Raw genomic sequence first — 24137 nt, 5'->3', positions numbered from 1 at the left:
GGGGAACTATTAGACTCGTTAGAGCTGCTAGTTTTACGTTCACCTTAGCACAACTAGCGGTTTTGGGTAGAATACCAAAGTTGCTAGGCTAAAGCGCAATTCACTTAAGGAAGCCAAACTTTCAACAAGATTGATTTTGCACTGTGGCAGTGACCAGAATTCACCCTGTAGTAAAATTAAACTTTTATATCCAATTATCAACATCTAAAAGTGCCGTCAGGCAAGATGTAAGTAAAGGTATACAGAGATTTTTGACTAGACTTTGGCTTGCACGGCGGTACTCGATTCAATACTATGACTGCTTCCCAGATTGCTTCTTCATCCATAATTGACGACATTGCTCGACTCACCCGCGAAGCCGCACGTCAGCTGGCGGTTCTCTCAACCGATGCTAAAAATCAAGCAATCGTGGCGATCGCGATCGCGCTTGAAGCCGCAACACCTGAAATTTTGGCGGCTAACGCGGCTGATTGCAAGGCGGCCCAGGCGGCAGGAATTCCTAAACCGCTTTATGCTCGGTTAAAGTTGGATGAGACAAAATTGCAGGGCGCGATCGCGGGTGTGCGAGATGTGGGACGCTTGAGCGATCCTGTCGGCGCAGTCCAAATTCATCGGGAACTAGATACAGGTTTAATTCTCAAGCGCATAACTTGTCCTCTAGGTGTTCTAGGAGTGATTTTTGAAGCGCGTCCGGATGCGGTCATGCAAATTTCTACTCTGGCGATTAAATCCGGCAATGGTGTCATTCTCAAAGGCGGACAGGAAGCAGTGCGTTCTTGCGAAGCTTTAGTAAAAGCAATTCGTCAAGGATTAACCCAAACTGGCATTAATCCAGATGTTGTGCAGTTGCTAACTACTAGAGAAGAAACGCTGGAATTGCTGAAGTTAGATCAGTATGTGGACTTAATTATTCCCAGAGGTTCTAACTCATTTGTCCGATTTGTGCAGGATAACACTCGGATTCCGGTCTTAGGCCATGCAGAAGGAATTTGTCATGTATATGTGGATGAAGCTGCTGATATTGAGAAAGCTGTGGCCATTACTGTAGATGCCAAAACCCACTATCCAGCCGCTTGCAATGCTTTAGAAACGCTGTTGGTGCATAACGCGATCGCTTCCGAATTTTTGCCGAAAGTTGCTAAATCTTTGCAAGAAAAAAATGTGGAATTGCGGGGAGATGAGAAAACCTGCGAAATTCTAGACATTGCAGCTGCGACAGAAGCAGACTGGGTGACAGAATACAGCGATTTAATTCTCTCTATTAAAATTGTGCATTCCTTGGAGGAAGCGATTAACCACATCAACACTTATGGCTCAAAGCATACAGATGCTATTGTGACCGAAAATTCTGAAGCTGCTGCAACATTTCTCGCTCAAGTTGATGCTGCTGGTGTCTTCCACAACTGTTCCACTCGCTTTTCTGATGGCTTCCGCTACGGATTCGGTGCAGAAGTGGGAATTAGCACTCAAAAAATGCCGCCTCGCGGGCCAGTGGGTTTAGAAGGATTGGTGACATACAAATATCAAATTGTAGGTGATGGGCATATTGCCGCCACCTACAGCGGTGCAGATGCCAAACCTTTTACCCATCGCGATTTGTAATCTCTCGTTCCCAGGCGGAGCTTGGGAATGCCAATCAGCCGACTTTCTACTAAGAAATCCGTATAGTTCTACCTTATTAGCTTGCGATTAAACTTACAGAATTTCGGAACCAGAGGCAGAGCCTTTACGAGTGCATTCCCTGGTTCTAGCTGGGGAGCGAGAGAATGGCTAAGGGCTAATAATTAATGATTAATGACGAATTAAACTGGTTTGCAATGGCTTTACAATTGCGGGGGTCAGTGGCTCCCATCATTTTTCCTCGTGTTTTGTTGTGCGGAGGATTTGGCTTTTTAATTTCTCTATTTTATTATTGGGGATTACCCGTATCAGAGAATAGTTTGGCTAGCTTAGTTACTAATGTTGTCTACAACTTGGTATTAGGTTTATTATTGGTTTTTCGGACAAACACGGCTTACGATAGGTTCTGGGAAGGTAGGAAATCATGGGGTATTTTAGTTGTGAATGTCCGCAACTTAGCGCGTCAGATTCGGGTAGCGATCGCTACTACAGAACGGATAGATAAAGAAAACAAAGATTCAACGCTGCGCCTATTGGGTGTTTTTGCGATCACTACTAAATTACAGTTGCGCCAAGAACCGATAAGCGAGTTGGAAGATATAATTACCCCATCCCAATCGCTCAAGCTCAAAAGTGTGAACAATCCCCCGTTAGAAGTTGCTCTTTGGATTGGCGATTACCTACAACAGCAGCATAACCGAAATTTATTAAGTAGCAATCAGTTGATTGCTATGAACGAATTGCTAGATAAAATGGTAGAAGCTTTAACTGGCTGTGAACGCATTTTAAAAACGCCAATTCCTTTAGCTTATTCTATCTACCTCAAGCGATTATTGCTAATATATTGCTTTTTGTTACCTTTTCAATTAGTTGCAAAATCCGGATGGTGGACAGGTATAATCGTTATTTTACTAAGCTTTGTTTTGTTTGGAATCGAACAAATCGGTAATGAGATAGAGAATCCTTTCGGACATGATACTAATGATTTGCCATTAGATGAGATTTGTAGCTCAATGATTCAGAATATTGAGGATTTAATTGATAAACCTCAGGAGGCAGAAGTCTTAAGTGCGAATGTATCTGTAAAGGATATAGCATAAATTTTGGCTTCTGAAAAATTAAACTCAAAATTGCAATGGATAACATTCAGATAACAGGAATTCGCTGCTACGGCTACACAGGCTATTTACCAGAGGAACAGGTACTGGGACAATGGTTTGAAGTGGACGTGACTTTATGGCTGGATTTGGCACCAGCGGGAAAAAGCGATGCTATAGAAGACACTCTGGATTATCGCACAGTGATTTCAACAGTAAAGCATCTGGTGAAAACGTCTAAATTTGCCTTGGTGGAACGATTAATCAGCGCGATCGCATCGAACATCTTAGAATTAGAGCAAGTGACACAAGTTCAAATTCGACTCAGCAAACCCGCCGCACCAATTCCAGACTTTGGCGGCAAAATCACCCTTGAAGTGATAAGAAGGAAGGAAGAAGTCTAATAGCTAATGGCTCATTGTTGATGATTATTAGCTATTAGCAACCTGACCAACAATAAAATTATTCATAGGGAGAAAAAGCGTGACTTTTCGGATTTTAAGCTTTGACGGTGGCGGTATTCGAGGCGTAATTGCTGCAACGATGCTGGCAACAATCGAAAAAATGATCGGCCAACCTTTAAATCAGTATTTCAACTTAATTGCTGGCACCTCCACGGGAGCAGTTTTGGCAGCAGGGATTGCCACAGGTCTTCAACCTTCCCAGATGGTGGAACTATACCAAAGAAAAGGTTCTAGAATCTTTCCCTATAGAAGCATTTGGTCGCCGCAACGGGCGGGATTAGTTCTTCAGTATGGAATTTCTGCTCCTAAGTATTCAGATAACGGTTTAATTGCCGTTCTCAAAGAAGAATTCAAATACAAAAAACTGTCAGATATCACTTCAACAAATCTGCTGGTTACTGCCTACGATACAATTGGCCGGGAACCGCTGATTTTTAAAAGCTGGCGCAAAATTTTTGGCGATCTTCCTGTGTGGGAAGCGTGTGTTTGTTCTGCGTCTGCGCCTACCTTTTTTCCTGCACACAGATTGGATCGGAAAGAAGAAGGCAAAGCTCAAGGTGGAGATATAAACACTATAACGCTGAGTCCAGAGGCAGCAGACGACAATAGTGATTACAATCAAATGCTTATTGAGATCGTCAGTGGTACGGGAAGGGGACAAACTCGTACTATCATCGGGTACAGAGGGACAATTCATCAGGCGATAGTTGATGAACCTTGGGCGGTGGTGCCTGACACTACTTCTATATACCGAGTGACGAAGGTATATTCAGTTATTGACGGCGGTGTAGGCGCAAATAATCCGACAGCTTGCGCGATCGCTGAAGCATTGCGACTTGGCTATGAACCCAAGGATCTTTCTGTCCTCTCGGTGGGTACAGGAAGTCTTACCCGTGAAATTCCCCTAGAATCTGCCCAACAATGGGGTGCAACACAATGGGCGTTACCAATTCTTGATGTAATTTTTGATGCCTCATCTGACATTAATAATTACATCGCTAAGCAGATTATTCAGGATAATCGTTACTTGCGTTTGCAATTTAGATTAGATAGCAAATTGACCGGAAAACGCTTGAGTGACGATATAGATGATGCTAGTCCGGTGAATATTGCAAATCTGGTTGAAGCTGCAAGGGTTTACATCAGTCAACGACCAGTGCAAGAAGCGTTGATGAGTTTATTGAAATATTAAGTTGATATTTCTCGTTTCTAGTCTCTGAGAGGAAGTTTGAAAAGTAATAATTGAGACGCTTCAAGGGTGGAGATCCCCCTTGCATCCCCCTTCTCAAGGGGGACTAAGACTTGATTCTCCCCCCTTTTCTCTAGCGCGGGGACTGGGGGGGATCAAACTAACTTTTGAGACTTCTGGGACAGCCTCTAACTGAAACGAGAAATATCAAATTAATAATTATTATCAAAATTTGCGGCAATGAATAAACCAGCCGCATTGCTATCAAGTGGCTTAGAGAAAAAGTATCCTTGCCCGAATTCGCAGTTTAGCGATCGCAATTTCTCCAGCTGATCCGCCGTTTCTATCCCTTCTGCGATCGCATCCAGTCCTAGATTGTGAGCCAGGGTAAGAATTGTTTTTACAATTTCGGAATCTTCCCCTTCTCCCCGCATACCCTTAACAAAGGAACGGTCAATTTTTAGCGTATTGAGGGGAAAACGGTGCAGGTAGCTTAAAGAAGAATATCCTGTGCCAAAATCATCAATACTTAACCGAATTCCAGAGTTACTTAATTGCTGAAGCATCGCCGTAGCAGCGGCGGCATTTTCCATCACCACAGTTTCAGTAATCTCCAGTTTCAGACAGTGCGCTGGTAACTCGGTTTCCTCAAGAATTTGCTTAATTTGTTCAGTTAAATCGGGTTGGGAAAACTGTTTGCCGGATAAATTGACGCTCATCGTTAAGGGCGCTAAGTCAGGAAATTCTTGTTGCCAGAGGCGCATCTGACGACAAGCTTCCCGCAAAATCCAGATTCCCATAGGCACAATTAAACCAGTTTCTTCTGCAACGGGGATAAATTCAATTGGAGAAACCAAGCCGCGCATCGGGTGAGACAACCGCACCAATGCCTCAAAGCCAGCAAGTTTGCCAGTGGCTAAGGAGACAATTGGCTGGTAGTGCAGCAAGAGTTTTGATTTATTAGCTTGGTTTTTTGAATTTTGAGTTAATGGAGAATTATTAATTGAGGATTCAGAATTTTCTGGAAGGGCGCGTCTGAGGTCATTTTCTAAATGCAAGCGAGCCACAGCATGGGCGTGCATAGCGGTAGTAAACACCTCGTAGCGGGCTTTGCCAAGAGCTTTGGCGCGATACAAGGCGATATCAGCGTCGCGCAGAATGTCTCCAGGATAGGGACATACATTCTGGATGCCGGATGAGCCATCGCTCATCTGTCCGCCACTCAGAGTAATGCCAATGCTGGCGGTAATAACTACCTCGTGTCTATCTAGATTAAAAGGTGTCCGCAGTTCCTCTTGGATGTGTTGGGCGATCGCAATCGGAAAGCTGAGATCGCAAACATCCTCTAACAACAGGACAAATTCATCGCCCCCAAGCCGCGCCACCGTATCGCCTTCTCGCAGACAAATTTGCAGACGATTTGCGATCGCAATTAGCAGAGAATCGCCCGTAACATGACCCAGGCTGTCATTGACTACTTTAAACCGATCCAGATCCAGAAATAAAACTGCAAACTGATACTCTGGCTGTCTTCTAGATCGCGCGATCGCTTGTCCCAGTCGATCCATAAACAATGCTCGATTTGGCAAACCAGTCAGCGGATCGTGAAACGCATCATAAATCAACTGTTCCTCAGCCACCTTCCGGTCTGTAATATCAGTTTGCGATCCGGCCATCCGATACGCTTTCCCATCGGCATCTCGAATAGCCAATCCCCGACAGATCATCCAGCGGTAAGTTCCATCTTTATGCAACATCCGATACTCTTTCTCGAAGTGCTGAGTCAACCCTTCCAGATGCGCGTCCAGTGTTGCTTTGACGCGATAAAAGTCCTCCGGATGCACTCGGTTAAACCATTCTTGAGAACTGTCGCTAATTTCGTCGTCTTGGCACCCCAGCATGGATTTCCAGCGGGGTGAAAAATAGATTGTTTCTGTTTTCAGGTTCCAGTCCCACAGTCCCTCATTGCTGCCACGAACCGCCAGTGCATAGCGCTCCTCACTTTCCCGCAGCGCCTCTTCTGCTTGCTGGCGCTCCTGAGCTGCCGCCAAAACATTCGCCACAGCTTGCAAGAAATGTACCTCATCTTCAGTAAACTTTCGGTGAGTCGTCGTGTGAACGCTCAACACCCCAAAAGGTTCGCCCTGACCATGAATAATCACACTCATGCCGCTGATGACCCGGTGGTTGTGCAGCAATGGTGTTCCAGAAAAGCGCGTTTCGATGCGGAGGTCTTCGACAATCGTTGGCTTCCCTGTCAGCAGTGTATATCCGGCTTGGGAACGGTCGTGAGCGCCTACTTTCGCAGACCCGACAAACCCTTCCTGCCAACCGACACCCGCTCTGAGAAAGAAAGCATTACCCCCAGGCATCAGTTCCAAAACCATGCAATACTTCACTTCCAAGGTTTGGGCAACAATGGTGATGGCTTCATCCATCAGCTTGTCAAGACTGGTGCCAGAAAGCGCCCGTTGACCGAGTTGCGCTATCACTGCTGAGGCACGCGCATGGGATCTTAGTTCTTCTTCAGCGGCTTTGCGTTCAGTGATATCGCGTTGCACTGCCAGCATATGGGTGAACCAACCGCTACTATCTGCCAGTGGCACGATATTCAGCTCTACCCAAAATTGCGAACCGTCTTTGTGGTAATTGATTAACTCGGCTCTGACTGACTCCCAGCGCGAAATAGCCTGACGTATTTTGTCTAATTGCGATCGCTCGGTCTTGGGCCCTTGCAAAAACCGGGGAGTCCTGCCAACAACCTCTTCCAGGCTATAACCTGTCATCCTGGTAAAGGCTTCATTGACATAGACAATCTTAGGGCCAAGCGGCGCCTCAATCGGTTCGGCTTCGGTAATCACAATCCCATCATTAGCGTTGACCACTGCTGACTCTAGTAGGCGCAGGCGCTCCTCAGAAAGCGTGAAGAAACGCCCTAATTTTTCTACTTCTTGGCGTCCTGGGGCATAGGTCAAACGAGCCAAATCGCGGCGTAATTCTTGTTGGGCAACGATCTGGCGTGCTAAACTTTGCAGTGCCTCTGCCTGTTTTGGGCTGAACTGGCGCGGCACTAGGGTCATATTGGCATCAATGATACGAGGTTGGTGATTTGTCTCTAGTTTAACTTTTCGATTACTAGCTAGTTGTGGTTTTATCATTTATAAATACTCATTTAAGCATGGGTATATATAGGCTGCAAAACCGTTTTATAACTAATATTTTACTATTTTTATTAATTTTTAATATTCTTGTTATTTCTTAACTATTCTCAATCTTTTACAGGATTGATATATTGTTTGTATGAAGCTACGATTGCTCGTGTGAAGGCAAGGCAAAATAACAAAGTTATTATTATTATCATATTTTGCAGGCAAAATAATACCTGGGCTGTTTCTGGAAGTGAAGAAGGCAAAAATAAGTATTTTTACCTTCTTCCTATTGGCTGATTTATTTTCTTTTGGCTAGGATTCTATGGGAAAAAACAGCCTACTTTTAGAGGAGTATTTCCAGGCAATTCCTTCTGGATCTCGGCTCTTGCTCCAATCGGAAAAGTATGGCTCACTTCTACGTTTGTAAACAGTGCTGGAGTGAACATCAAGCCGCCTTGCCAGTTCGGATTGGATGATACCTTTAGAGCTTGTTTGTTTTTCAGTGGTTTGTTTGTCTTGTAAGCGCGTGCTTGGCTGCTCATCTAGTGAGGTTGTTTCGTCTTCTGAGGCATCATCGCTATCATCATCTAGGCTGTACTCTTCACTATCGTCAAATATGGTGCCTAGAGTGCTAGCGGTAACAAAGTAATAAACTGTGCCTTGGTCTTGATAGTCAAGGGCGCGAGCGCCGAATTCCTGAGATTTTGTCTCTAAGTACCGTTGCGCTGCTGATGCAGGCAGATTTGCTTTCATTGCCAAGTCAAGTGCGGTAACGCGCCCTTGAGTTTCTTGGATCAGCTGATGAAAAAAAGGATTTACTTGCTGACTCCACTTTTGCCATTGATAGTTTTGCCAAAGCCTCAAAATAATTCCCAGCAACAGCAGTGCTAACAGCACAGGCCATGCTACAAACAGAAAGGCAATTCCAAAGGCAATTGGCAAAAGGACAACCAGGCAACCACCTGCACTACTATTTACGGGTTTTCCAGCCATGTTGCTTATTGAATATACTTAGGTCTTGATATCGCAATAATTGCCGTTGTGGCAAATAATCATAATATTTGCACGGCTATGGGCGATCGCAACCAAACCAAAAGGCAAAAGGCAAAAATAGGCAAAAGCAACGTCTCTACACGTTGCTTTTGCGTTGTTACTTCGGTTGTGACACCTTCAATGTAGAAGAAGCAGTGCGTCCAAACTCTTCGGGAGCATATTGCAGATGAACTTCTGCACCGGGCCAGAGGAAAGTGCCTGGGGTGACGGAACGGACGAGGTAGTGCAGGTTGTAAACTCCAGGTTCAAGGCGATCGCTATAAGCGACAATGCGATCGCTATAAATCGTCTTGAAGGCAAAGTTATCGGACTGCGATCGCACGTTGACACCGCTAGTCTGGAAACTGGCATCCACCGCCTCAAACCCCGCCGGGAGATGATCGGTAATCACAACCCGATCCACAGGACGATCGGCGATAATCTCCAAACCGATATCAAACACCTGTCCCGCTTCCACAGTCAACGGCTCATCTTTACCATAAAGACCTTGTTTTTGCAAGATTTTTTCTTGGCTAACCCGACGAATTTCCCGCACCACTCGCAAACCGTTGAATCTCCCCGGTTGATTTCCCTGTAAGCGATAGCGATAAGCAACGAGGTAGTGTAGCGTACCCTGACCGGATTTTTGCAGAATCAGGTCGTGACGCGATCGCGGTAACTGTGCCATTGGCACTTTGATATCCTGGCTGGGGTTGGTGTAACCTTTAAACTGAGCTGAACCTAAATTTTGCGAAGCTAGTTTCACAGTGGCGGCAAAATTAGGCGGTGTTGGCTGGAGTTGAGTGTATTCCACCAAAGCTGTCAATGCTTGGGCGTTATCATAAATATTCGGCCAAGTGCCATCGCGCCGCAGTCCCAGGAGACTTTGCACTAGGCGATCCAAAGTTTCAGGGTTACTCTTTTGAGAAATAGCAAGACGCAAAGCTTCAGCTTGTGCAGTTGTTGGCGAACTTAGCCACGATAAGCCTTGGGGAAGATTTATTGTAGCTGTACGACCTGTTTGATAGATATTCTGCTGCAATTGATTCCAGAGGGTTTGCGATTCTTCTTGCCACTCTGGAAACCCAGATAAGTAACGCGCCAGTTTAATCTGAGTAACTAAATCAAATTGACTGCGTTGTGCATAGATATCTGCTAAAAAGTCATTGCGTTTTTCTCCCAGTTCTGATAATCCTATCAGTGCTTTTAGTCGCAACTGATTTTTGCATTCTTGAGAGCAAAAATCATTTTGACCGGGAGCTGCTAGGATTTTCTTTAAGTAGGATTTTAGCCGAGAGATCATTCGAGAATCTACCGTCAATCCTGCTTGAGATGCTTTAGCCAAAGCTTGTGCGGCGTAGGGAGTCACAAAAGGATCTGATTTCTCTTGTCCGGGGAAAGCAGCAAAACCACCATCAGCCTGCTGGAGTTTTTGCAACTTTAAGACAGCCTCTTCTGCTTGCTGGCTTGGGTTAAACTGTTTGAAATTCCCATATTTTTCAGAAAGAGATTGTAAGCTGGATGCGATCGCTAACTGACTCGCCGCAGGTTCCAAGAAAGGTAATTGTTCATCCTGCAAAACTTGTTTCGCTGGTGCGGTAATTTCCGGTATCAGCGTACTAGCTAGGGAAATCTCCAAACCTCCCGCATCAGGAACAACATTTTTATCAACATTCACAGGAATCTTCACCTCTCCCCCTCTTTTTGAAGGAGGGTTCGGGGGGATCGTTCCCGATTCTACAACCTGTTCAGTAATTTCTAACGGCTTCACCTGCAAAGGCACTTCAAAAGCATCAGATATACCGTTCAACTGCGTGGTAAACTTCACCTGAGATTCGCCTGCACTACCTGCAACTATAGGAAAGCGATAGGCGCGAGTTCCAGATTCTGCTGTGGTTTGTATCCCCCGATGATTGTCTGCAAACTGTAAGGAACCACCGACAACACCGTTAATCGCCAAATTTCCTGTTTGTTGGGTGTTATTAGTGACAGATAAACCAACTTCCAAGCGATCGCCTGGACGCGCAAACTGCGGCAATATAGGATTAGACAGCAACGGTTTCGTTGTGATAAACGTCGTCTCAGCGTTCCCAAAGCGCAAATTTCCATCAGTAGCAACAGCCATCACCCGCCAAGTCGTCAAGTCATCTGGTAACTTAAAAGTCACGCTAGCTCGTCCACTCTCGTCTGTGACAACGCTATTGTAGTAAGCTAAAGCTTGAAAATCCTTGCGGATGCGCGTACTTGCTGCGACTGCTGATTGTCCCCCGCCATAACCCCAGCCTTTGGGTTTAGCTAATTGATTGGGTTGTACTACTACATTCTGACGATTATCGCTGAAGCGAGTAGAAATAGACTGCTCTGCATAAACGGTTTTTACCAAATCCGGCGGACGGTATCCACTCAATTGCAACACCGCCTCATTCACCGCCATGACAGTAAATTGTCCTTTTACTGGGTTTCCGGTAGCATCCTTCAATTCTAGTTGTACTGTTTGTTCTGCACCGGGTTGTAAAGATGGTGCATTCACCGTCTCGACAATTTTTAAATACTTGTCGTCCAAGTTGGTTTTGAAAGGTGCAAAACCAATTCGCATCAGGTTTTTCAGATTTCCCAAATCCACCTGATTTATATTAGCGCCTTGTCGAACCAAGACAGCCTCTACTGCTGCATTTGGCAGCATTTCTGGTGTCACTTGGAATTTAATTTGCGGCGCACCACCTTTAACTTTGGTAATTGTTTTATAAAGAGGTTTGTCGCGGACAACTGCAAAGTATAATTCTGCTTCCGGATAGGGAGACTGGATTAAAGCTGTGGCAATTTCACCGAGTTTGTAGGTGTCTTTGTCGAGTTTTACATCTAAGCGATCGCTTTCTCTCTCTCCCCAGTTTACCGCGTTCTCGCCAGTTGCCCAAATCTGCAAATCTGTAGCGGTTGCTTCGTCTTTAGAATCAACAAAGTTAGCGCGAATCCGATAAGAACCCGATTCTGTCGGAGTCAGCGATACAGATTGAGGACTATTTCCCGATTTTACCTCTACTTCTCCTACCGTCTTATATTCAACCTGATTTTTAGCAGTATTGCTGCCTTCCACTACTCGCGTGACGCTGCTGTACTTTATCTGTTGTAGTTGGACGCGCACCCGTTGACCTGCGATCGCTTTTCCGGTAGCATCGGTGACGATAACCTGGACGGGGAAAGGTTGAAGAGCATCAGCGACGAAATTGGTGGAAAGTCCGATTAAGCGATGACTTGGCAATACCGTAAACGTTTTAGAATCAGAGACAGACAGATTAGAAACATCCGCAACTTGCACATCCACCCGATAAGTCATCGGGTAAGGCAAATCCTTAGCAATTTTGACAATTTGGCTACTCTTCCCGCCACCATCTAACGCCTGATTTGATTGCAGCACATCGCTGGCGATAGTAGGACTTTCCTCTGGCCAAAACCACTTACGCCCAAAAGAGAATTGCTCCCAACCTTTCGGGATAAAATCAATTTGTGACCTAGTGACATAATATTGAGCTTTTCCTCCTTCTACAGGCGAACCAAACAGATAATTACTAGCAGCTTTTGCCTCAACTTGTTGCTCACCTATAGCAAATTCTTTGTCTAAATTTAGCTCAACCTTAAAATTGGGCGGTTTGAATTCAGCAACCCGAAAGTCGCCAGAAATTTCTCTACCATTTTTACCTTTAGCTTGAATGGAATAATAGCCTAGAGGCTGATTATTTCGCAACGGCAATTCTAGGGAAAACGTGCCAAATTCATTTGTGCTTTGAGTGCCTAAATCTGTCTTTTGACCATCTGGATTTAACACCGTTACTTTGTAACTAGCATTTTTGTCCTGCTTGATACTGCCATTTTCTAAATAGTAAGCAAAACCAGTAAATGCCGCCTTTTCTCCAGGTTTATAAAGCTGTCTATCTGAGAAAATTACCCCCCGCGATTGTGGCTTCCCATCATCCCAGCCAGAATCAACACCATAGCCATAAGCACCGCTATATTCCTCCGTTCGGGTAAATGCCCAATCTTGATTTTCACGAGCAATTACTAACAATCTCGGTGCTTTCTCAAAGCCAGAATTTCCACCCAAACACTGCTGCAAATTCTGACGATTTAACAACAGCGTACCATTTTGATCGGTTTCGCCAGTTGCACAAGCCGTAGGTTGAGGACGAGATTTTGCTTCCAACTTTGATTCATAAATCTCAAGGCGTGCAGCTACTACAGGAGAACCATCAGAAAGATGATGCACTCTAACTAAACCTGACTCTGGAAACCACTGTGTAAATACACCCAAATTAGTTAATTGCACCATTCCATAATTCGTCGATTCGCGCCATTGCTGCTTATTATTTTCTAAGTAGCGATTGGTTCGCGCCTGAACGCCATAAGCTAACATTCCCGTAGCGTTACCCAATTTTTCTCGCAAAGGAACAGTAACATCAATAGACTGATTTTTCTTACCCGATACCTTGAAGCTTTGCCAAGAGTTGGGATTAGGCAATAAATCGTTTCCGTCTCCTCTCGGATAAGCAGAATCGCTATAAACCAACTCTGTTGGCTGAACTACTCGATAAGCTGCTTTATACTTCGATTCCGGTAAATTTGTTGTAGAAATATTCAGTTCTAAATCTTTACCTGCGGGAAAAATATTCAAACTGGAAGGCACCCAAATATCCCCAGCTACATCGCCTGGTTCGTATTGCACAGTGACTGGTTTATCCAAGGTTTGCCCGAACTTATCTTTGATGGCACCAATGGTAATTGTATAATTCGTAGCAGGTTCCAATGCCCAAGGATTGAGACTAACCAAACTATCCCCATCCACTGCTTGAACCAGTTTAGGAGCTTGTTTTGGTGCAGGATTTATGGTAATATTATCTATAGCTGAATCTGCAAGAATGCCGTTATTAAATTGCAGTTGTGGGCTACCTTTCACAAACCGCCCGTAGGTTCCGCCTGCATCCGGCTGTCCGTAATATTGGATTTTTTGAAATTTCAGCGGCGAGTAGGTTGCCACTTTACTGATAATTGGCATTTCAGTAAGCAAATTACCACGCGCCGGACGCAAACCAGGAGAAAACTGTAAACGGTAACGAGTTGCCTTTAAGAGAGTTTGTTGCGGTACTAAAGTATACGTCCAGGTGGGATTTGAAGGGTCAGATTTATCCTGCGGCTGCTCATTATCCGCTGGAGTTGCATCTTTTTCCAAGTCAACTTTGAGCCGCACGCCCTTATTCTTCCCTTCTGGAATTAGCTGCGAATGTTCTTGTATTGAAGCAAGATCCAATTCCACATTTGAGTTAAATTTCAGGGTTGGTTTTAAATCAATGGCTTGATTATCGGAATTTTCACTATTAGTGTTAGGTAAATTAGTTAGTTTAATTGTTTCAGTATTGAAAGTCCAAGCCAAATCTTTATCCAGACGATGATTTTTTAGATCCGCTAAACCTGCCTTCAGGGTGACTTTGACTCGCGTTGCTTTTGGCAGTGCTTTATCTGCCTGAAATCCCACCATTCGTGGTGTCAAAAATCGAAATTGCCCCGGCAAAGGCGGTATAATTTCAAATTTTTGCAGTTTTTCCTGCTGATTTGGACTATCAAGACTCTCAACTGGAATTACAGCCTCTTTAAACCGGATCAAGATTTGGCTTAGAGGTTCAGCTTCCCCAGTCGGACTAATTTGCTCAATCCAATCTGGTAATTGCGGAGTGGGTAAAGATGGAACGGCTGGAAGTGGCTCATTTCCAGAGAGATTAATCACGCCGCATCCAGCCATGCCTAATGTAAGTATGAGGACGAATAAAAACTGCGCCCAAGTTCTAAAAATGCCGATATTTTGCATGACAACTGCCGACTGACTTACTAATCAATCTTCTACATCTCAATCTGTCAGCCTTCCGGGGAGCTTAACAATTAAAGACTAAAATCTTTACTTTATGGGAGATTGATACTACTCTCGCTTAGCTAAGATCCAAACAGTAACCCATCCTCCAAATTCCTTATCTAGGTACTGATGCGCCGAAAAGTGCGGTCGCATCCTTCCTTGGTTCCCATTTACTGCACGGTTGAGGATTTAGAGTTCTTGAGAGTTTTCAGCAATCCAAGCGGCTAGGCTCTCTTGATCTTCCAAACCATCCACAAGATTAATCATTATTACTACTGCTTCTGGTTCTGGTGCTACTAACTTATAGCCATTCAATCGTAAAAAAACGTCGATGACAGCAAGGGCAACGCGCTTGTTGCCATCAACGAAACTATGATTTTTTGCCAAAGCGTAGCCGTAGGCTGCTGCCAGATCAAACAGAGTTGCATTTTCACTGTAAGAGAATAAGTGGCGAGGTCTGGCTAAACTCGCTGAAAGTAACCCCGCATCTCTTAATCCAGACCTCCCCCCATGTTCTGCAATTAGCTCTTCATGAATGGCGCTTACTGCTGCCTCAGGCACCCATCTGGGTTCCATCCTATTTAGCTAATTCACGAAGGGCATTACGGTAGTTTTTGCGGGTTTCTGCAAAAGCCTGCATCGCGGCTTCAAAGTCAGGATCGTAAGCAGTTATTTGAACTCCATTTGGAGTTTCTGTCAGGAAAATGCTGTCTCCCTCACTGACATTCAGCTTCTGCAATACTTCTTTAGGGAACGTTGCTCCCAAAGAATTGCCAATCCGTCGAATCTTTAGAGTATGCATACTATCACCTCTTAATTGGATAGTAACTACATATGTTATAACATAAAACTCTAGAATGTCATCCCCTTGTTTCGTTATTAAGGTTTTGGCAAATTTTACTGATGCAAGAGGTGCGATCGCGTCCATCAAAAATCGCTCCAATCTTCTAAAGACGCGATCGCACTCTCCACAAAATAGTTAAACAGGCGACGCGATGGCACCTTGAAGGCTGGTAGCGTTCTTGTCTTTTTTCAATTGTGCTTCGATCGCATCGCAGGCAACCTTGACTCCATTTTCTGCCCGTACCTTAGTGCCAACTTCTGAGGCTTTAGCCTGGTAGCGAGGTTCGCGCAATAGGCAATCGAGTTCCTTAGCCGCAAGAGAAGCTGTGTAGAGATCGCGATCAACTGTACGTCCTACTCCTAAACGAGTAATGCGTGCTGCATTGTCTGGTTGGTCGTGACTAAAGGGTACCACCAACATCGGGCGACCGGAACGCAACACCTGTGCAGTTGTGCCTACGCCTCCTTGATGCACAATAGCAGCAGCCCGGTCAAACAGTTCCGAGTAGGGAGCGTAGTCAAAAACAGCAATATCCTTAGATTGCAACTCTTTTGGCAGGGCGCGGCTATCGTTCCCAACCAGCAATACAGCCCGACAGCCCAAGTTTAAAGCAGCTTTAGCACTTTCAAGGTAAAAGTCGTCAGCAACCCACACCCCGGAACTTCCCAAAGTAAAGACAATTGGCGGCTCTCCCGCATCCAGAAATGAGGACAGTTCTGGACATAGACCAGTATTGCCATTGCGATCGTAGAAAGTAAATCCGGTGACGCAAGTCTGTTTTGGCCAGTCGGGTTGGGGACTTGCCAGAACGCTAGAGAATAAAGCCAGCACTAAGTCAGGGGAGTGCATCCCTTCAACCATTGGATTGGCAAGGGGAGATAAACCAAGCTGCGCCCGTAACTGCCGGATGGGTTCGCCCCACGAACTCAAACGATTTTTGGCGAGGCGGATGAACGCTTTATTGACGCCAAGGCCAAGCAAGCGTAGATTCAGCCAACTGGGCAAAGTAGCCACCACTGGGGGATCGTAGGCGGAGAGCAACGACATTGGAGAAAGCACACTGGAAACCCAACGAATTCCTGTTTTCTCAACAACAAGCGATCCGGCGAAGCTGATAGGGTGCGTCACTAGCAGGTCAGCACCACGCACTGCCGACATCATATCCTCATAAGTTTCTTGGAGATACGGTAAGAGTGCTTGGCGAAAGACGTATTCTGTGCCATTTTGCTTGTCCATGAACAGACGCAAAACTTCTCGTTGCTGTTCAACGTCTGTGGGAAAATCGGGACGGACTGGGTGGAACTCAATACCAGCAGCTTCAATTTTGTTACGGTAGAACCCAGATGTAGCAATTACCGCTTGATGTCCGCGTGCCTTTAATTCTAGGGCGATCGCTATATAAGGATGCAGGTCGCCTAGGGAACCATAAGTGTGTAGAACAATCTTCATAATGGCTACCGTATCTTTTTATAGATGAGTTACTTGTATTACTACAAAACTACGGCGGTTTAAGGGTACTTTCTTCACCCGATTGGTGGACTCTATTGGGTGATTAGGAAGAATTACCCATCATTGTCTTGAGGTGGAAGCGTACCATCTGCCAGTTTCAAGCGCTTATAGGGAAGATGCGATCGCACTTCCCCTAAAAACACCCTCATCCGGTAAAGGCGATCGCCACAATGAAGTAATGGTAAGTCTTTGTTTTAGTGGGGTTATGTGATGAGACAACCCAAAAATTGGTTGATTTGGCGTATAAACAAGAAATTTCGCGTATTGTTAGCTTTAGTGTTGCTGTGTTTGACAGTGCGATCGCTTCCTTATCTGGCACCTGTTCGCGTTAAAGATATTGCCCAGGACACGCAAGCGATAGAATTTAGCGATCGCAATGGACTTCCTCTCGGCACGTTACTCACCCGCGATCAAGAGCATACTGCTGTTGTGCCGCTCAATCAAGTTTCGCCCCAGTTTATCAACGCTATTTTAGCTGCCGAGGATAAACAATTTTATCATCACGGGGCGTTGGATATGAAGGCTGTAGCGCGATCGCTTAAAGATGCAATTCAGGCGAGAAGAATTACGTCCGGTGCTTCCACTATTACTATGCAACTAGCCCGGATGTTAGATCCTGTTCCCCGCACTTTGCCAGGCAAAATGCGTGAAATTTGGCTATCTTGGCGACTAGCAGCTGGCATGAATAAAGATGAAATTCTCGCTGCTTACATCAACCGCCTGCCAATGGGAGGAAATATTTATGGTTTAGAAGCTGCTTCCCGCAACTATTTCGATATTCCTGCAAGCGATCTTAATCTTGCCCAAGCTAGTCTTCTCGCAGCCGTTCCTAATAATCCCACCTACTTCAATCCCTACGACCATTGGAAACGCTTAAAAAAGCGGCAAATTTATGTCTTAAATCGCATGGTTGAAGACAATTATATCACACCTAATCAAGCAGAACGAGCATATAAAGAAGAAATTTCCCTAGCACCTCGACAACAGGGAATTATTGCCGCACCTCACTTTTTATTCTGGGCAGCCAGTCAATTACCTCAGCAGAATTATTCTCAAATTCGCACCACTATAGATCGTCCCTTACAGCAATTTGTGGAAGCACAAGTTCAGCAGGTAATTCGCACCCTCACTCCAAATAATGTTCATCATGCGGCTGCTTTAGTAATTAACAACCACACTGGAGAAGTTTTGGCTTATGTCGGTTCTCCCGATTATTTTAATGAAGAATCATTGGGACGCAATGATGGAGTTCAGGCATTACGTCAACCGGGTTCAACTCTCAAACCTTTTCTATACGAATTAGCTTTAGAAAATCGTACCATTAGCCCTAATACAATTTTAGCTGATGTGCCGACTCATTACGCTATTCCCGGCGCAAAACTGTATAGTCCTACCGATTACGATGAAACCTTTCTAGGGCCAGTGCGGGTGCGCCTAGCTTTGGCAAATTCTCTAAATGTTCCAGCGGTGCGGGTGTTAGAAAAGATAGGCGTACAAAATTTTCTTAATCGTCTGCATCAATTGGGATTTGAGCATTTAACTCAGTCGCCAGAATATTACGGTTTGGGATTAATTTTAGGTAGCGGTGAAGTTAGTTTATGGGAGTTGGCGAGGGCTTATGTCACCTTAGCAAGACTTGGAGAAGCGACACCGCTTGTAACTACATTTTATCAAGCGGGAAATCTGCAAAAGGAGGGATTTCAAAATCGAAAATCGGAATGGGAATTAATTACTGATATATTAAGCGATCGCTATGCTCGTGCTACAGCTTTTGGTGTAGAATCTGTACTAGCTTTACCGTTTCCAGCGGCAGTTAAAACTGGCACTTCTTCCGATTTTAGAGATACTTGGACTGTGGGTTTTACTACCGATTATACTGTTGCAACTTGGGTAGGCAATTTCAATGGCGAACCGATGCGACAAGTTTCTGGAGTGACAGGTGCAGCACCTCTATGGAATCGAATTATGTTACACCTGCACTCACATCAAGAACCCGCCGCTTTTCCGCTTCCAGAAAACCTCGTGCAACGTCCTATCTGTGCAATTTCTGGGTTGAAGCCTACGCCAGATTGTCCCTCGGTAGTGCAAGAATATTTGTTTACAGAAGATATTAGCAATTATGAGCGTCAGTCACACACTGTTAACTTACCTTTAGAGTATGATGAGTGGTTGGCAAGACAGGATCAACCGAGTTTTACTTCTAGTAGTCTGAAGATTTTGTCTCCTCACAATGGCGATTTTTTCCTGTTGCATCCAGGTGAAGAAACGAACCGCCGAGGCGCAGAGGACGCAGAGGGAGGAGGAAAGCAACGGTTGGAGTTTAGGTTGGCGGCAATGCCTACGCAGCCTGTAGAGTGGTGGTTGAATGGGGAAAAGTTAGCTACGCAGTCGTCCAATTCTCTATTTTGGCAGCTTCGTCCTGGTAAGTGGACTTTGCAAGCTAAAAGCGGTGAAATGATGGATAAGGTAAGCTTTCAAGTTCAGTTGGCTGAGTATAGGCAAACACGTCGGGGTTTCTCTATTGCTAAGCCTCCGGTGTTGTCACATTAGACTTTTTGATTTAATAAATATTAGTGTATAGCGTTTCTCAGTTGGGCGGAATATATCGCGGTTCTGATGTTCTCCCCACCTTGCTAGGGACATGGCATTACCATGTCCCTAAATATGTATCGCACCCAACCCTTGAATTGCTATATATAGCAATCTTAAATAGATTGTAAAATAGTTTTTCGTTTGTAGACAGACTTTCTGCCCTACCATCTAGTTGTTTATAACGGTGTAAGATTAAATCACATCTGTTATCTGGTGCGAGAAAGTCTTTGAAGAAGTTTAATTGGGTTGCAAGTGCCATCATAGTCATTGCGTTGATGATGGTTATATTAAATAAAGTTTTATTTTCGGTTGCTATGACCAAAGATGAAGCTTTTGGTTATCCGGGTGCTTGTCCGATTTGGTCGCCTTCAACCCTTACCTTTCTTGGTACTGCCCAAAATCCTACTAGCCAAGTGTGGTTCACTGGTTTTAATGGCATTATTGGTGAGGTATTTTACCCTTCTGTTGATAAGGCGGCTACGGTAGACTGGCAGTTTTTAGTGGGGGATGCTGCTAACAGTTGGGTTGATGAAGAGAAGCAGGATACTACCAGTCAGGTTAATTTAAATAATACGCGATCGCTTTCTTGGAATATCACCAACAAAGCCAAAAATGGTAAATATCAAATTAAAAAAACCATATTCACCGACCCCAACCGAAATACATTAATTCAGCAGGTGACTTTCACTGCTTTGAAGGGAAAGTTAGATAATTTTAAGCTTTATACTTTGTACCATCCAGCAATTGGCAACGATGGAAAATCTACCACGGGTTACAACACCACCTACAACGGTATTAGGATGCTAATTGCTAAAAATTCAACTAATGGTATGGCATCAGCACTAGCAAGTTCTCTGAATTTCAAAAAAGGCATGATTTCCTCTGGCTTCGTCGGACACAGCGACGGCTGGCAAGACTTGAAAGGTGGGAAAATTGATAATACGATGAACTGGACTTATAAATCAGCAACTAATGGAAACATTGCACAAATGGCGATGTTTGATTTAAGTCATTATGCTAACCAGAAATCAGTCACCTTTAACTTAGTTCTCGGCTTTGGCAACAACGAAACCAACGCTAAAAAAGTGGCAGCAGAAACTCTGAACGAGAATGTTCTTAATATGCTGTCCGCTTACAACGCACAATGGAACAGCTACACTAATAATTTAAACAACTTTGGCGGCACCGCTGATACTCAATATTACGTGGCTGCAATGGCACTAAAGGCAGCTACTGACAAAACCTCTGGTGCTATGGTTGCAGGTTTAGGCAATCCTTGGGGCAATTCTAACTACTCAATCTGCAATCCGCTAGGGATAGAAATGCAAGGCGGCTACCATCTAGTTTGGCCTCGTGACTTGTATAAAACAGCTAGTGCCTTAATTGTAGCGGGTGACTCGGCTACTGCTTCTAAAGCCCTCGACTGGTTGTTAACTACCATGCAACAACCCGACGGACATTTTCTTCAGAATGCTTTTGTAGATGGTACGCCTTATTGGACAGGAATTCAAATGGATGAGACAGCTTTTCCAATTATTTTGGCGTGGAAACTCGGTCGTAACGATGCAACAACTTATACAAATCATATCAAACCTGCTGCTGATTATATTGTAAAAAACGGGCCTTGGACTCAACAAGAGCGTTGGGAAGAAAATGCAGGTTATTCACCAGGAACTATTGCATCTGAAATTGCAGCTTTAGTCTGTGCCGCAGACATTGCTAAAGTCAACGGCGATACAACTAGCGAAACTAACTATCTCGCGAAAGCAGATTACTGGCAAAGCATGGTGGAAAATTGGACGTTCACGACTAGCGGTTCTATCGGCAATGGCAAATATTTTGAACGGATTGATGATAACGGGAATCCTAACGACGGACACATTTTAAATATAAGCAACGGTGGCGGTTCTTATGATGAGCGTTCTATCGTTGACAGCAGCTTTTTAGAACTGGTGCGTCATGGGGTAAAACCTGGAAATAATCCTTATATACTATCGTCGATTGCTGCAATTGACTCGACCATTAAACAAACAATTCCCGCTAAAGGAGACGGATGGTTTCGCTACAATCATGATGGTTATGGTGAAACATCAACTGGCGCTGATTATACTGGTGCTGGTATCGGGCGTTTGTGGCCTATTCTCACCGGAGAACGCGGTCATTTTGTCATTGCCAGCGGTGGAAATGCTGACTCTTATTTGGCAACAATGCGTGCGTTTGCTAACAGTTCTTACATGATTCCTGAACAAGTGTGGGATTTAAACGCACCCTCTGGTTTTACGCCAGGAACTCCAACGAAATCAATGACACCGCTTTCCTGGTCGATGGGGGAATACATCACGCTGTTGGCATCGAATTATAGTGGCAAAGTAATGGATATGCCGGAGATTGTCTATCAGCGCTATGTGAGCAATTCATACAAGCCGCATGAGGATAAAACGGTTGATTATAACCAAGCTTCTGTGCAACCAGGGAAAGCTTTAACGATTTACTACAAAGGTTTTTTGGCGAGTTCTGAACAGTTAAATTTACGCTGGGGACACGACAATTGGCAAAGCGTCACTGATAAGCCGATGCTTAAGCGAAATGATGGCTTTTGGGAAACCACAATTTCTATACCAGTGAGTGGAACCGCTTTAAATTTTGCTTTCACTGATGGGAACAATTGGGATAACAACGGAGGCAGCAATTGGAATGAAACCCTCTCCCCGGTTTCTTCCCGAAGATAAATACGCCTGTTGATTGATGTCTAAATATATTTGCGTTTGCTAGGCTATTCAAAGTTTATTTTAAGGCAATTATAGCCCACAGGTTTTTCGCCCTTAGTCCTCAGGCGTTTTTACTTCAATGACAGTGAGAAAAGTACGACATGAAAAAATTAATACAAAAAATATTAAATTTTCCAACTAACTTCAATAGTTTTGAAGGTCGGAGCAAGCAAGATGTTCTCTTATTTGACTCCTCATTTGCTGCCCAAGACATTGCTTTTATAATTGGCGGGGAGTGGGATGGTTGTAATGGGGTTTTGGTAAGTAAAAGCGATGAAATAGCGGTTAATACGGCTGCTGAATTGTTAGGGGCGCGATGGTGTTACAATGGTGCCAAAATCGCCCATACAAGCAGATTGAGTGCTGATGACTTAAGGCGACGTTATGCAGCAGGAGAAAGGCATTTTATCAATGCTAACTTGAGGTGCGCTAAGCTTGGCGAGTGTTTACTTAGTGAAGTTAACCTGAGCTGGGCAAAACTGAGTTTAGCAAACCTGAGTGGAGCCAATTTAAGTAAAGCCAACTTAAGTGATGCAGATTTGATTGAAGCCAACTTGACCGAAGCCAACCTGGGTACAGCTAACTTGGCTAGAACGAACCTGGCTAAAGCTAACCTGCGGCTGGCAGATTTAAGAGGGGCAAATTTGACTAAGGCTTTCTTGAGTGAGGCTAATCTCAGCGAAGCCGACTTAAGGGGAGCAAATCTAGAATTGGCAGACTTAAGAGGCGCTGATTTAACTGGAACTAACCTGAGTGGTGCTAACTTAAGTGGTGCCAAGTTAATTGAAGCTGATTTGGCAACAGCAACCCTATCTAATGACTGAATTTGAGTAGTATGGATACGTGTTGGTATTAGTTTGAGGGCGACTTGTGGCGCGTTCACCGCAGGAATTGCAATGCTGTCGCTTCCACCATTAAAAAAGGCAGGAGGAAAGGATACTTGAGGTTAGCAAATCCAAGGGAGTGTTAAAATTTTTCTGGTTATAGCATCCGGCAAGTTGCTCTCGTAACGAGACGCTACAAACGGAAAGATTTACAACTCCTGCAACGACTATTATAAGAAAAAATTGAGAGAAACAGAAGTTTATTTATTTCTCAATATGGCTAAAGCAGATTTTCGCTTTTATGCAGAACTGAATGATTTCTTGCCGCCTAAAAAAAGGCAAGTAACAATTACTCATCTTTTTGAAGAACGGGCATCGATTAAGGATACGATTGAATCTCTGGGTGTACCCCATCCGGAAGTTGACTTGATTTTAGTTAATGGGAAATCTGTAGATTTTTCTTATATTGTAGCTGATAGCGATCGCATCCAAGTCTATCCGGTTTCCGCTGCCAATGAAAACGCAGCAATAATCTCTCTCGTGCGACCTCAACTGCTAAATGTTTTTCGCTTTGTTTTAGATATACATTTAGGTAAGCTGGCAACATCTTTACGAATGTTAGGGTTTGATACCCTTTACCGCAACGATTACGACGACGAAGAATTAGCCAAAATTTCATCTGCTGAAGAACGAATTCTCTTGACTCGCGATAAAGGTCTATTAATGCGTAGTCTAGTAATATATGGATATTATGTCAGAGAAACTAACCCAGAGCGACAAATTGTGGAAGTCCTGCGACGCTTTAACTTATTTGAACGAGTTTTGCCATTGCAAAGATGTCTGCGTTGCAATGGATTATTAAAACCCGTAGCTAAGGAAACCATCATTGATCAATTACCACACAATACCGCCTTGCAAATTAATGAATTTCATCGCTGTACTGAATGCAGCCAGATTTATTGGAAAGGGGCGCATTATGAACGAATGCAGCAATTTATAGAAGGAGTGCTTTCTTCAGGATGAGGGACTGGGGATTGGGGACTAGGGACTGGGGAAGAGAAGAATATAACCCTGGCTTCTCGCCCTACCCTAATCCCTAATCACCTATTCCCAGCCCTGTTTTTGTTCCCAGCCCCTAGCTACCAATCCATTC

Annotated in this window: 15 protein-coding genes; 9 read left to right on the top strand and 6 right to left on the bottom strand. The window is 44.4% G+C overall.

Annotated elements, in window-relative coordinates:
- Positions 1-294: 294 nt before the first annotated feature.
- The 4 genes from H6F74_RS15845 to H6F74_RS15830 all read left to right on the top strand — a co-directional run bounded on the left by H6F74_RS15845 (position 295) and on the right by H6F74_RS15830 (position 4373).
- Positions 295-1602: a glutamate-5-semialdehyde dehydrogenase gene (locus tag H6F74_RS15845; protein ID WP_190442755.1), complete on the top strand. Its 1308-nt coding sequence runs from the start codon at positions 295-297 to the stop codon at positions 1600-1602.
- Between the two features lie 185 nt (positions 1603-1787).
- The gene (locus H6F74_RS15840) at positions 1788-2720 is read left to right on the top strand and encodes a bestrophin family ion channel (protein WP_190442753.1); all 933 of its coding nucleotides are present in this window, start codon (positions 1788-1790) and stop codon (positions 2718-2720) included.
- A 35-nt stretch (positions 2721-2755) separates the two neighbouring features.
- Positions 2756-3121, top strand: coding sequence for a dihydroneopterin aldolase (gene folB, locus H6F74_RS15835; protein WP_190442751.1), 366 nt, complete (start codon positions 2756-2758; stop codon positions 3119-3121).
- Positions 3122-3200: 79 nt separating this feature from the next.
- The gene (locus tag H6F74_RS15830; RefSeq protein ID WP_190442749.1) at positions 3201-4373 is read left to right on the top strand and encodes a patatin-like phospholipase family protein; all 1173 of its coding nucleotides are present in this window, start codon (positions 3201-3203) and stop codon (positions 4371-4373) included.
- A 209-nt stretch (positions 4374-4582) separates the two neighbouring features.
- On the opposite strand, the gene H6F74_RS15825 is transcribed toward H6F74_RS15830, so the two are convergent.
- The 5 genes from H6F74_RS15825 to H6F74_RS15805 form a co-directional block, all read right to left on the bottom strand.
- On the bottom strand, positions 4583-7528 hold the full coding sequence (locus H6F74_RS15825; RefSeq protein WP_190442747.1) for an EAL domain-containing protein: 2946 nt from the start codon (positions 7526-7528) through the stop codon (positions 4583-4585).
- A gap of 303 nt (positions 7529-7831) precedes the next feature.
- Complete coding sequence (locus H6F74_RS15820; protein WP_190442745.1) at positions 7832-8512, bottom strand: hypothetical protein; 681 nt, start codon at positions 8510-8512, stop codon at positions 7832-7834.
- Between the two features lie 157 nt (positions 8513-8669).
- Positions 8670-14405: an alpha-2-macroglobulin gene (locus H6F74_RS15815; protein ID WP_190442743.1), complete on the bottom strand. Its 5736-nt coding sequence runs from the start codon at positions 14403-14405 to the stop codon at positions 8670-8672.
- 231 nt (positions 14406-14636) lie between these two features.
- Entirely contained in the window at positions 14637-15023 is a 387-nt protein-coding gene (locus tag H6F74_RS15810; protein WP_190442741.1) for a type II toxin-antitoxin system death-on-curing family toxin, read from the bottom strand.
- Position 15024: 1 nt separating this feature from the next.
- A complete protein-coding gene (locus tag H6F74_RS15805; RefSeq protein WP_190442739.1) occupies positions 15025-15249 on the bottom strand; it encodes an AbrB/MazE/SpoVT family DNA-binding domain-containing protein in 225 nt (74 codons plus the stop codon).
- Positions 15250-15304: 55 nt separating this feature from the next.
- Between H6F74_RS15805 and H6F74_RS30570 the strand changes: the two genes are divergently transcribed.
- Positions 15305-15430: a hypothetical protein gene (locus tag H6F74_RS30570; protein ID WP_277875804.1), complete on the top strand. Its 126-nt coding sequence runs from the start codon at positions 15305-15307 to the stop codon at positions 15428-15430.
- On the opposite strand, the gene H6F74_RS15800 is transcribed toward H6F74_RS30570, so the two are convergent.
- Positions 15427-16740, bottom strand: a complete 1314-nt coding sequence (locus H6F74_RS15800; protein WP_190442737.1) for a glycosyltransferase — start codon at positions 16738-16740, stop codon at positions 15427-15429. The genes H6F74_RS30570 and H6F74_RS15800 overlap by 4 nt on opposite strands.
- A gap of 270 nt (positions 16741-17010) precedes the next feature.
- On the opposite strand from H6F74_RS15800, the gene pbpC reads away from it, so the two are divergent.
- The 4 genes from pbpC (at position 17011) to H6F74_RS15780 (ending at position 24007) form a co-directional block, all read left to right on the top strand.
- A complete protein-coding gene (gene pbpC / locus H6F74_RS15795) occupies positions 17011-19350 on the top strand; it encodes a penicillin-binding protein 1C (protein ID WP_190442735.1) in 2340 nt (779 codons plus the stop codon).
- Positions 19351-19706: 356 nt separating this feature from the next.
- Positions 19707-22121: a glycoside hydrolase family 15 protein gene (locus H6F74_RS15790; RefSeq protein ID WP_190442733.1), complete on the top strand. Its 2415-nt coding sequence runs from the start codon at positions 19707-19709 to the stop codon at positions 22119-22121.
- Between the two features lie 140 nt (positions 22122-22261).
- Positions 22262-22984, top strand: coding sequence for a pentapeptide repeat-containing protein (locus H6F74_RS15785; protein ID WP_190442731.1), 723 nt, complete (start codon positions 22262-22264; stop codon positions 22982-22984).
- Positions 22985-23260: 276 nt separating this feature from the next.
- The gene (locus tag H6F74_RS15780) at positions 23261-24007 is read left to right on the top strand and encodes a Mut7-C RNAse domain-containing protein (RefSeq protein ID WP_190442729.1); all 747 of its coding nucleotides are present in this window, start codon (positions 23261-23263) and stop codon (positions 24005-24007) included.
- The last annotated feature ends 130 nt before the right edge of the window (positions 24008-24137 follow it).

It is taken from the genome of Trichocoleus sp. FACHB-90 (assembly GCF_014695505.1).
In the GTDB taxonomy this organism is placed as follows: domain Bacteria; phylum Cyanobacteriota; class Cyanobacteriia; order Cyanobacteriales; family FACHB-T130; genus Funiculus; species Funiculus sociatus.
This window is presented reverse-complemented; position numbering and strand designations above follow the sequence as displayed.